Annotated in this window: 10 protein-coding genes, 1 tRNA gene and 1 pseudogene; 8 read left to right on the top strand and 4 right to left on the bottom strand. The window is 63.9% G+C overall.

Annotation, left to right across the window (positions count from 1 at the left end; all coding sequences use genetic code 11):
- Positions 1-345: universal stress protein (locus A5634_RS28325; protein WP_172831736.1), on the top strand; the 345-nt coding region annotated here is incomplete at its 5' end.
- 21 nt (positions 346-366) lie between these two features.
- Here A5634_RS28325 and A5634_RS18050 read toward each other — a convergent pair.
- The 3 genes from A5634_RS18050 to A5634_RS18040 are packed head-to-tail and all read right to left on the bottom strand — an operon-like array spanning position 367 to position 3,351.
- Positions 367-1,683 (bottom strand): ABC transporter substrate-binding protein, encoded by a 1,317-nt coding sequence (locus tag A5634_RS18050; protein ID WP_065145397.1) that lies wholly within the window; start codon positions 1,681-1,683, stop codon positions 367-369.
- Positions 1,680-2,492, bottom strand: a complete 813-nt coding sequence (locus A5634_RS18045; RefSeq protein ID WP_065145396.1) for a carbohydrate ABC transporter permease — start codon at positions 2,490-2,492, stop codon at positions 1,680-1,682. Before A5634_RS18045 ends, A5634_RS18050 begins: the two co-directional genes overlap by 4 nt.
- Entirely contained in the window at positions 2,479-3,351 is an 873-nt protein-coding gene (locus A5634_RS18040) for a carbohydrate ABC transporter permease (RefSeq protein WP_065145395.1), read from the bottom strand. The genes A5634_RS18045 and A5634_RS18040 overlap by 14 nt, the downstream gene beginning before the upstream one ends.
- A gap of 33 nt (positions 3,352-3,384) precedes the next feature.
- Here A5634_RS18040 and A5634_RS18035 point away from each other — a divergent pair, with 33 nt between their 5' ends.
- From A5634_RS18035 to A5634_RS18005, 6 genes are all read left to right on the top strand, one after another.
- Entirely contained in the window at positions 3,385-4,911 is a 1,527-nt protein-coding gene (locus A5634_RS18035) for a TldD/PmbA family protein (RefSeq protein WP_065145394.1), read from the top strand.
- A complete protein-coding gene (locus A5634_RS18030) occupies positions 4,908-6,281 on the top strand; it encodes a TldD/PmbA family protein (protein WP_065145393.1) in 1,374 nt (457 codons plus the stop codon). The genes A5634_RS18035 and A5634_RS18030 overlap by 4 nt, the downstream gene beginning before the upstream one ends.
- Before the next feature lie 16 nt (positions 6,282-6,297).
- A complete protein-coding gene (locus A5634_RS18025; RefSeq protein WP_065145392.1) occupies positions 6,298-7,146 on the top strand; it encodes a carboxymuconolactone decarboxylase family protein in 849 nt (282 codons plus the stop codon).
- Between the two features lie 7 nt (positions 7,147-7,153).
- Positions 7,154-7,906 (top strand): hypothetical protein, encoded by a 753-nt coding sequence (locus A5634_RS18015; protein ID WP_253861719.1) that lies wholly within the window; start codon positions 7,154-7,156, stop codon positions 7,904-7,906.
- 27 nt (positions 7,907-7,933) lie between these two features.
- Entirely contained in the window at positions 7,934-8,443 is a 510-nt protein-coding gene (locus tag A5634_RS18010) for a nitroreductase family deazaflavin-dependent oxidoreductase (protein ID WP_172831734.1), read from the top strand.
- Positions 8,444-8,503: 60 nt separating this feature from the next.
- Positions 8,504-8,577: transfer RNA gene (locus tag A5634_RS18005), tRNA-Ile, on the top strand.
- Positions 8,578-8,684: 107 nt separating this feature from the next.
- Here the strand turns inward: A5634_RS18005 and A5634_RS18000 are convergent.
- The gene (locus A5634_RS18000; protein ID WP_065145389.1) at positions 8,685-9,239 is read right to left on the bottom strand and encodes a TetR/AcrR family transcriptional regulator; all 555 of its coding nucleotides are present in this window, start codon (positions 9,237-9,239) and stop codon (positions 8,685-8,687) included.
- 268 nt (positions 9,240-9,507) lie between these two features.
- Between A5634_RS18000 and A5634_RS30350 the strand changes: the two are divergent.
- A pseudogene (locus tag A5634_RS30350) lies at positions 9,508-10,080 on the top strand (cytochrome P450); the annotation flags it as partial.
- Between the last annotated feature and the right edge of the window lie 77 nt (positions 10,081-10,157).

The following is a 10,157-nucleotide window of genomic DNA, read 5'->3' as shown; positions in this document are numbered from 1 at the left end:
ATCGCTGCGCGTGCCGAGCAACACCCGACGCAACTCGGTGCGCGGAGACGTGGCCAACGTCAGGATCTCGCCGTCGATCCAGTCCGCCTGGTGCAGTACCTCGACCCAACTGTGGCCGGTAACCACTTGCAACACAACATCATCGCCGACTACGCCATCGACCTTCAGCGACTCCAAGATTTCGCGTGCCTGCACCGCCCACGCTTCCAAAACCGCATCCTCGACGGCGAGATCCTGACGTTGGCCACGTCTCCGCGCACCGAGTTGCGTCGGGTGTTGCTCGGCACGCGCAGCGACAAGATCATTCGCCATAGTCCGGTGCCGGTACTGGTGCTGCCCGACTAATTGTTGCACCGAGCGTGCGGGCTAGCGCTGCGCGGCGGCGTTGGCCGCCGCTTGCGCCTGTCGCAACGTGGTAGCGATATCGCCCCGGCCCAAAAACATTTCGTCGAAGTAAGGTTGCAACGCCTCATTACCGGCGGCGAATCCAGCACCGCCCGGGGCGGGTATGCGTGGGCCCGCCAGTACCGAGAAGAACGGTGTGACATCCACGCCCCTGGCCTTCCAGTAGGCGAAGTAGACGGGCTGGGCGGAAAGCACCGCAGGGATGGCTGCACCCTCGCGGCCCAGATAGGCATTCCCCTCGCTGCTGCCCATCCAGGCCAACACCTGGCGCACCGCCTCCGGATGTGACGAGGCGGAATTACCTGCCGCGGCAATGCCATTAGTGACGCTTACCCGGCCTTTTGGTCCGGCGGGCATCATCGCCACCCCCCAGCGAAAGGTGGCATCGCGGGCCACCGAAGCCAGGCTGTAGGTCCCCGACTGAAACAGTGCCATCTTGCCGGCCAGGAACTGGTTGCGGGAGAAATCACCGTTGCCGTTGGTGTCGGAGGCCGGTGGTGCGACGTGGTCCTCGTTGATCAAGCCGACGAGGTAGCGGAAAGCTTGCAGCGCCTCGGCGTTGTCGAAGGCGAACTTATTGTCGCGCTGGAAGACCCCGCCAGCCGAACCGATGTAGTTCAGGTAGATGGCCTGCGGGTCGTTGGCGGCGTTGTATCCCCATTGCCGGACCCGGCGAGGCTCGAAACCTATTGTGCCGGCGAGGTGCCCGTCGGCGTCGACGGTGAGTTTGGCGAGCACCGACCGCAACGTGTCGTCATCGCCCGGGCTCCAGCGCAGGCTGTCCAGGTCGGCGGGATTGATGCCTCCGGCAGCCAACAGGTCGGCATTGTAGAAGAGGGCTATTCCCGCGTCGGTTAGTTGCGGCACCGCCCACAGTGTCCCGTCACGGGTGAACTGGTCGGTGATGGCCGGCTCCCAATCCCGTTCGTGCGGATCGATTTTGATGAGCCGGCCGCTGTCGGCGTAGGCGTCGAGGTAGGCGTTGGAGAGCCAGAAGATGTCATCGGCGCTGCCACCGGCTACGTCGGTGCGCAGCGTGTCGAAATAATTGGAGAACGCGACCATGTTGGTGCGGACCTCGATGTCCGGATGTGTGCGGGTAAAGGCTTCGAACGACCGTTTATACGCCGCTGCAATGGGTTCGGCCCACAACCGCACAGTCACCACGATCTTGCCGTCGTCACCCGAGTGGCCCATCAAGACCGCCGTCGTCATCAACAGCGCGGTGATCAGGGCCAGTGCGGCGGCGAACAGGGTCGAAAAGCGGGGGCGGTTCATTTGAGCCCAGATACCAGAATCGAGGAGACGATGTGGCGCTGGAAAGCCATGAACAACAAGGCCAGTGGCACGATCGCGACCGTCGTCGCCGCCATGACCAACGTCCACTGCGAGTTGTACCGTGACTGCAGATCGGCGGTAGCCACTGTCAGCACCCGCCACTTGCGTCCGCTGGTGATTACCAACGGCCACATGAAGTTATTCCACTGCGAAACAACGGTGATCATCGTCAACGCTGCCAGCACCGGCTTGGATGATGGCAGGATCACATGCACCAGCACGTCCAATGTGTTGGCGCCGTCGAGGTGCGCAGCGTTGACCAGGTCGTCGGGGATCAGACGAAAGTGCTCGCGCAGCAGGAAGATCGCATACGGTGAACCGAACACGAACGGAATCACCAACGCCCAGAACGTGTTACGCAAACCCATTTGGGCCATCATCAGGTACAGCGGAACCACCGTCACCGTGCCCGGCACCATCAGCGTGGCGACGTAGACCCAGAAGAGGCCGTCGCGTCCCGGAAACTGCAGGCGCGCAAATGCGTATCCGGCCAGCACCGAGAACGTCATCTGCCCCAGCAGGATAACCGCGGTCATCAACGCGGTCACCGCCGCGGCCCGGCCGAACCCGGTGCCGCCCAGATCGGCATAGTTGGCCAGGGTCGGAGGACGCGGGACTTGCAGCGGCGAACCCGTGGCGAACTGATGGGCCGAGGTGAACGAAGTCAGCAGCCCAAGGGCGAACGGCGCCAGGGTGATTAGGGCACCGATCACCAAACCGGCGTAGATCAGCGCGTTACGTAAGTTCATAGGTGATCCGCTTGCGGAAGTACAGGTGCTGAACGAACGTGACGCCGACCAAGATGACGAACAAGACCACCGCCATGACCGCGGCACGGCCGATCGCGGCAGCGCCGAACGCCTCGGCATAGATCTGGTGTGCCACCAGATCGGTGCTGCCTTCCGGGCCGCCACCTGTCAGCGCGTACACGGTGTCGAAAACCTGTGCGGTGCTCACGATCCCGGTGACCAACACGAAGAACGTGGTGGGTCGCAACATCGGCAATGTGATGCGCCAGAACCGCTCCCAGGAGTTGGCGCCGTCGGTGCGGGCGGCGTTGTGGATGTCCTCCGGGATGGCCAGCAGACCGGCCAAGAAGGACAGCGAGACATAGCCGACGTTGGTCCAGATCACCACCGCCGAGACCACCGGCAGCGCCAGGTCCGGATTGGTCAACCACTCGATGCGGCGGCCGAGCACGGTACTGACCGCGCCGTCGGTGGGGGCCAGGATCCAGCGCCACAACACGGCAATGGCCAGCGGCGCGCAGATCCACGGCAGCACGTACAGCGTGCGGAACAAGCCGGTCCCCGGGAGCCCGCGGGACAGCATCATCGCGGCCAGCAGCCCCAGCGCCGTCTGAGTTGGAACCACGAGCAGTACGAAGATCGCGGTGACCACCAGCGAATCGCCGAAGTCGGCGTCTTGGAGCACCGACCGCCAGTTGGCCAGGCCGACATAGTGCAGCGGGCCGAGTAGATCCCACCGGTACAAGCTCAGCCACACCACCACCAGGATCGGCAGCAGCAAAAATGCGATCACGCCGAACAGGCTGGGCGCCAGCAGGGTATACGCCAGCGCGGTGGAACGGCGTGGCGCGTCGGACATGAATGTATTAAAGCCGGTCGTTACGGTGGACCCGTGACAGCGAACCGGGGAATCGACGCCGACTTCCTGGACCTGCCGCGCCACCAGTTGGCGGACGCCGCGTTGGCGGCTGCCAGAGCGGCCGGGGCCAGTTATGCAGACCTGCGGGTTCACCGCATCAGCACCGAAATCATCCAGTTACGCGACGGTGAACTCGAGACCGCCGTCGTCACTCGCGAGGTCGGGCTGGCGGTGCGGGTGATCGTGGCAGGCACGTGGGGGTTCGCCTCGCATGCCGAGCTGTCGCCTGACGTGGCGGCGCGGACCGCGCGGCACGCCGTGCAGGTCGCCACCATCTTGGCGGCGCTCAACACCGAACAGGTCCGGCTCGCATCGGAACCGGTGTACCGCGACGCGGAGTGGGTGTCGAACTACGACATCGACCCGTTCGGGGTTCCGGCGTCAGAAAAGATCAGCGTGCTGCAGGACTACTCCAGGAGATTGCTGGACGGCGATGGCGTGGACCACGTGTCGGCCAGCCTGAACGCCGTCAAGGAGCAGACCTTCTACGCCGACAGCTTTGGTTCATCGATCACCCAGCAGCGGGTGCGGCTGCTGCCGCAGCTGGAAGCGGTGACCGTCGATGCCGCCGAGGGCAGCTTCGACTCGATGCGCACGTTGGCGCCGCCGACCGCGCGAGGCTGGGAAGTGGTGGCCGGCGACGACGTCTGGAACTGGACCGCAGAACTCGCCGAGCTGCCCGACCTGCTGTATGAGAAGGTGCGGGCACCGTCGGTGATGGCGGGGCCAACAGATCTGGTGATCGATCCCACCAACCTGTGGCTGACCATTCACGAATCTATCGGTCACGCAACCGAATACGACCGCGCCATCGGTTACGAGGCGGCCTACGCCGGTACGTCTTTCGCGACTCCGGACAAGCTGCATTCGATGCAGTACGGCTCGCCGGTGATGAATGTGACGGCCGATCGCACCGTCGAATTCGGCTTGGCCACTATTGGTTACGACGACGAAGGGGTGGCCGCGCAGAGTTGGGATCTGGTGCGCGACGGGGTGTTCGTGGGCTATCAGCTCGACCGAGTGTTCGCGCCAAGACTTCACGGGCTGGGGGAGGCGCGCTCCAATGGGTGCTCGTATGCCGATTCGCCCCACCACGTGCCGATCCAGCGGATGGCCAACGTGTCCCTGCAACCAGGTCCGGAGGATCTCAGCACTGAGGATCTGATCAGCCGGATCGACGACGGGGTCTACATTGTCGGTGACAAGTCCTGGTCGATCGATATGCAGCGCTACAACTTTCAGTTCACCGGGCAACGGTTTTACCGCATCCGGGGCGGCCGCCTCTATGGGCAGCTGCGTGATGTCGCCTACCAGGCCACCACCACCGACTTCTGGAACTCGATGGAAGCCGTCGGCGGCCAATCGACATGGCGGCTCGGCGGCGCACTCAACTGCGGCAAGGCCCAGCCCGGACAGGTCGCCGCGGTCAGCCACGGCTGCCCGTCGGCATTGTTCCGGGGCGTCAATGTGCTCAACACCCGTACCGAGGGCGGCCGATGATCACACCTCAGCACGTCATCAACATCGTTTTGGACGAGGCCGCCAAGATCGGTCGCGCCGACGAGACCATGGTGCTGGTCACCGACAAGGTCGAAGCAACGCTGCGCTGGGCGAACAATTCGATGACCACCAACGGCGTCACGGTGACCCGCAGCGTGACGGTGATTTCGATTGTGCGAGAAGGTGATAGCGCCCGGGTCGGGACGGTGGTGTCGGGCGAGGCCGATCCGTCGGTGCTGCCCGGGCTGGTGGTGTCATCCCAGGATGCGGCCCGTTCGGCACCGGAGGCCGGTGATGCCGCGCCGCTGCTCGGTGACTCCGGAGAACCAGTCGACTGGGACGCGCCCGTGTCCGGCACCGGCGCCGGGGTTTTCTCCGGTATCGCGGGTCCGCTGTGTCGGGGCTTCCGGGGCGCCGACAGGCTGTATGGGTATGCGCACCACAGTGTTTCGACGACATTCCTGGCGTCGTCGACGGGTCTGCGGCGGCGCTACACCCAACCGTCCGGGGCGATCGAGGTCAACGCCAAGCGCGGGGACGCTAGCGCCTGGGCGGGCATCGGTACGTCGGATTTCGTTGACGTGCCGATAGATTCGCTGCTATCGGATCTCTCGACGAGACTGGGCTGGGCATCGCGATCGGTGGAGTTGCCGGCGGGCCGGTACGAGACGATCATGCCGCCTTCGACGGTCGCCGACATGATGATTTATCTCGGGTGGACGATGGCCGGTCGCGGGGCGCAGGAGGGCCGCACTGCGCTGTCGGCGCCCGGTGGCGGGACCAGAGTGGGCGAGCGGCTCACGGATCTTCCGTTGACGTTGTTTTCTGATCCGCTGGCGCCGGGCTTGGCGTGCACGCCGTTCGTCGCGGTCAGCAATTCCTCGGAGACGATGTCGGTGTTCGACAACGGCATGGAGATCGGGCAGGTCGACTGGATCCGCAACGGGGTGATCAACTCGTTGGCCTATCCGCGTGCCACGGCCGCCCGCTACGACGCGCCGGTAGCCGTTGCCTGCGACAACATCGTCATGACGGGCGGATCGGTCGACCTGGCCGACATGATCGCCGCCACCGAGCGCGGCTTGTTGCTGACCACACTCTGGTACATCCGCGAGGTCGACCCGACCACGCTGCTGCTCACCGGCCTGACCCGCGACGGCGTCTACCTGGTCGAGGACGGTGAGGTGACCGGGGCCGTCAACAACTTCCGCTTCAACGAGAGCCCGCTGGATCTGCTGCGGCGGGCGACCGAAGCCGGCGTCAGCGAGAAGACGTTGCCGCGCGAATGGGGCGACTGGGCGACCCGGGCGGCGATGCCGTCGCTGCGGATACCTGACTTCCACATGTCGTCCGTGAGCCAGGCTCAATAGGTTTACCGTATGAGGGATGACGGACCTCGATCCTGACTACCTGGCGCGTTTTGTCGCCATGTCTGGTGGCGATGGGCGTGTTGCCGGAATGGTTCGGCGGGTGTGCGCCGGCGCGATCGGACTGCCGCCGTTACCGTTTCCTGAGTCGGACGTCGAGCGGGTGTCGGAGGCGAACGCCGTCGTCGCCGAATTCGCCGAGCAATTCAGCATCGACGTTTCCATGATCAGCGCCGAGCAGCGCTCGCAATTACTCAAATACCTGGGCGACAGCACATTTCGGGTCGTGGTCTCCATCTTTATCGCCGACTTCGTACCGCGGGTGCGGGCTGGCCTGGAAGCTTTGGGTGTTGGTTCGCAGTATCTGGCGTGGGTGAACAGTCCGATGGTGTGGGATCACGACAGTGACCCCTCGGCGGTGTTGCTGGGTGAATTCGCACCCGCGGTGGCCCGGATGCGTGCGCTGGACCCGGTGACGTCCGAGTTGGTCAGGCTGCGGGTCGCCGTCGCGCACAACTGCCGGTTGTGCAGGTCGTTGCGTGAAGGCAACGCCTTGCACGCGGGCGGTTCGGAGTCGTTGTACGACGAGATCACCCGATTCGAGACGTCCAACATGCTGGACGAACGCGCTAAAGCAGCGCTGCGGTATACGGATGCGTTAATTTGGAGCCCTGCGCACCTCGCCGTCGACGATGCCGCCGAGGTGCGCTCCCGCTTTTCGCCGGAGGAGGCGGTGGAGCTGACCTTCGACATCATGCGCAACTCGGCCAACAAAATTGCGGTGTCGTTGGGCGCCGATGCGGCGCGGGTGGAATCGGGCACTGAGCGGTATCTGATTGATGTCGATGGTCAGACCATCTTCAGCTAATCGAGTCGTGGCGGCTGTCATGGTTGTGGCCGGCGCCCTGAGCGGGTGTTCGGAGCCCAACAAGAAGTTCACCATGCCCACCGAAACCGGTCACCCCGCGACTTCGAGTTTCATGCCGCCGATCTATCCCGGAACGACCGTGTCGATTCCGCCGCCGAACGCATCATCGTCATCGCCGTCGACCTCGACCACAACGTCGACGACGCCGGCAGGAGCCCGCATGCTGCCGGGTGACGGCACGTTTCGGATGGGAGTTGGGCTGCAGGCCGGCACCTACCGGTCGCAAGGTGGCGACTCCTGCTATTGGGAGCGACTGAGGGGCTTCGGTGGGCAGACCGCCGACATCATCGCCAACGGCGCCGGGATCATTCCGCAGGTGGTGCAGATCCTGCCGACCGACGCGGGCTTCAGATCCCAAGGTTGTGCGCCGTGGATTCTGCAGTCCGAAACGACTACGACGACTTCGACGACCTCTTCGACGACGCCGGTGGCGCTTCCACCGGGTGCTCAAGCGTGCCCGTCGACCTCCGGGCCCGCGGGTGGCTTCACGCATTCCGCGGCGGGATCGACCGACACGTCTTGTCCCTTCGCCGAGCAAGTGCGGGTCGCCTACGGGGCAGGCGGACCGGCCAGCGTGACACCGCGTCAGGTCGAAGCGGTGAGTCCCGTGACCGGCCAGCACTACACGATGACGTGTGCGGCCAACGGATCCCTGGTGGTGTGCAACGGCGGTAACGGCGCGGTCGTCTACGTGTATTGAGTCCGCGACCGGGGTAGCAGTCTCTGTATGGCGTTTTTACGAGAGAGTCCAATCCGCGGGCGGCGGCTGCGGTTTCACGAAGCCCTCGGGGAGCGCATCGCCATGAGCCGGCTCGGCTCCAATCTCGCGGTCCACGTTGCGCCACGGGTTGACAGGGTGCTGATACCCCGGACCAACGGACGCCTGAGTTCCGCCGGCCTGGACCGGGTCGGGTTGCTGACCACAACCGGAGCCAAGTCCGGTCGTCCGCGCACCAATCCGCTGACGCTGATCGAGGACGGCGACGGGCTGCTGGCGATCGGTTCCAACTACGGGGGCCCCAAGCACCCGGGGTGGAGCGCCAACCTGGTGGCCAACCCCGAATGCACCATCGAGTACAAGGGGCCGCCTCGGCAATACCGGGCCGAACTGCTGACCGGCGATGACCGCGCGGCCGCGTGGGACACCGCCGTCGACTTTTACGCCGGCTACGACAGCTATCGCGCCAGCGCCGCGCCTCGCGAGATCAGAGTGTTTCGGCTGCGGCCTGTTGACTGACTTGCCGGTGCCGCGTCGCTGTCGGGTGTTCTTGCCGCGCTAGTGTGGTCGTGCTTCGCTGGGGCGGTAGCTCAGTCGGTTAGAGCCGCGGACTCATAATCCGTTGGTCGTGGGTTCGAGCCCCACCCGCCCCACCGTACTAACTGGTCAGAGGGTTTCGTAAGGTTTATTTCGACTCGAGACGGATGCGATTTACCGGCGCCGCACCGGCGCTTCGGTTAGCAGGACGCTGCAGCAGTCACTAGCGAATTCCCAGGGTCACCGATGGTGCGGCGAACCGCTTCACCAGTTCGTGCTCGCTGCGTTTGTCTTTGACGGGCCAGTACCACAAGGCGAAAGTGACGCGAATAAGCCATTGTGCGGCTAGAGGGTCGCTGCGCCCGATCATTTCTTCGGCCATCTTGACCACGAAGGGTGATGCGGTCACGGTTCCGGTGTCGTGGTCGGGGCGAATGTCGCCGATCATCAGTTTTCCGAGCGGTTCAGCCCGCATGAGGTCCAGCGCGGTGACAATGGCAGTCGCAACGCGCTCAGTTCCCTCAACACCGTCTATGGCTTGCCGGATAGAGGTGATGATCCGCTGCGAGAACAAGGAGATAAGGCGGTCGAAAATCGCGGCCTTACCGCCTGTATGGCGATAGATGGTTGCGGACGAGCAATTCAGCTGCGCAGCCAAAGCATCGATGGTGAAGGCTTCGAACCCTTTGCGTGAGACGAGCTCTAAGGCAGCCGACATAATGCGATTACGTGCCTCGGCGCTACGGTCCACTCCGAGGACCCAATCCTTCTGTGTCACGGCTATCAGCCTTCCGTTCACAGCAGTGATAGACAACAACTCTTTTTTATCACCGTGAGACATATTCGTCGCGATGTCTCTCCAATATGTGCAGCTTCTGGCCGCTCTGAGAACAGAAGTGCTCGTCAGCCCTGTGTGGGCGTCTTTCAACTTCGCTGCCACATATTGACCGCGTGGGCGTCCGGTACCGACTCTGAGACAAGTGGTGTTAGAGAAGGTGTGCTGAATCGTGAACTACAGAGCAAAGCCCGCTGACGGTGCCACCACGATGTTCTCGCCGCTCATTGCGGCGGGGTGGTTGAACGTCTCTGCTGCGATACGCACACGCCGACGTGGGTACAGCGGGTGGACAGGTGCGGTCAATACTGACTATGACCCATTGGACCCAGCCGTCGCGGCGCAACCCCACGCTGCTTACGACGCCCTGCACCGCGGTGGTCGTGTTCACTACAACCCCCGGCGCGCGACATGGATTCTGCACAGACTCGACGATGTCCGCGCAGCCCTACGCGACACAGACCAGGTGACTAGCAGACATGGAGTGACCCGGGTACGGATGGTCGCCGATCTCGTCGTGGTTACCGATGGCGAGCAGCACAGCCGCCTGAGGAAACAAGTTCAGCCGGCGTTTACAAAAGGTGCGCTGGACGGTTGGCGCAACGTCATCGACAAGCTTGCCGCCGAACTCGTGGATGACATGATCGCTGTGGGTGACTGTGATGCCGTACAGCGGCTCACAATGCCGATGCCGCTTCGTGTGATCGCCGCCATCCTCGGCGTGCCGGAGAGCGACATCGCCGACTTTCGCCGTTGGTCAGACGAAGCCACCCAGATCATCAACGAGGAATTGTCAAGACCTGTGGATCGGGGTGTTTCAGGCGACCTCCGTTCCGGCTTGCTGGGCGTCGCGGTCTGATG

The organism is Mycobacterium asiaticum (genome assembly GCF_001673365.1).
Taxonomy (GTDB): domain Bacteria; phylum Actinomycetota; class Actinomycetes; order Mycobacteriales; family Mycobacteriaceae; genus Mycobacterium; species Mycobacterium asiaticum_A.
The sequence above is the reverse complement of the archived record's forward strand: the minus strand, read 5'-3'. Positions and strand labels throughout refer to the sequence as shown.

Excerpts from the sequence above, each read along its gene's own strand:
- A5634_RS18025 (WP_065145392.1), top strand. The coding sequence starts at position 6,298 with ATGACGGACCTCGATCCTGACTACCTGGCGCGTTTTGTCGCCATGTCT.
- A5634_RS18050 (WP_065145397.1), bottom strand. The coding sequence starts at position 1,683 with ATGAACCGCCCCCGCTTTTCGACCCTGTTCGCCGCCGCACTGGCCCTG.
- A5634_RS18045 (WP_065145396.1), bottom strand. The coding sequence starts at position 2,492 with ATGAACTTACGTAACGCGCTGATCTACGCCGGTTTGGTGATCGGTGCC.
- A5634_RS18010 (WP_172831734.1), top strand. The coding sequence starts at position 7,934 with ATGGCGTTTTTACGAGAGAGTCCAATCCGCGGGCGGCGGCTGCGGTTT.
- A5634_RS18030 (WP_065145393.1), top strand. The coding sequence starts at position 4,908 with ATGATCACACCTCAGCACGTCATCAACATCGTTTTGGACGAGGCCGCC.
- A5634_RS18040 (WP_065145395.1), bottom strand. The coding sequence starts at position 3,351 with ATGTCCGACGCGCCACGCCGTTCCACCGCGCTGGCGTATACCCTGCTG.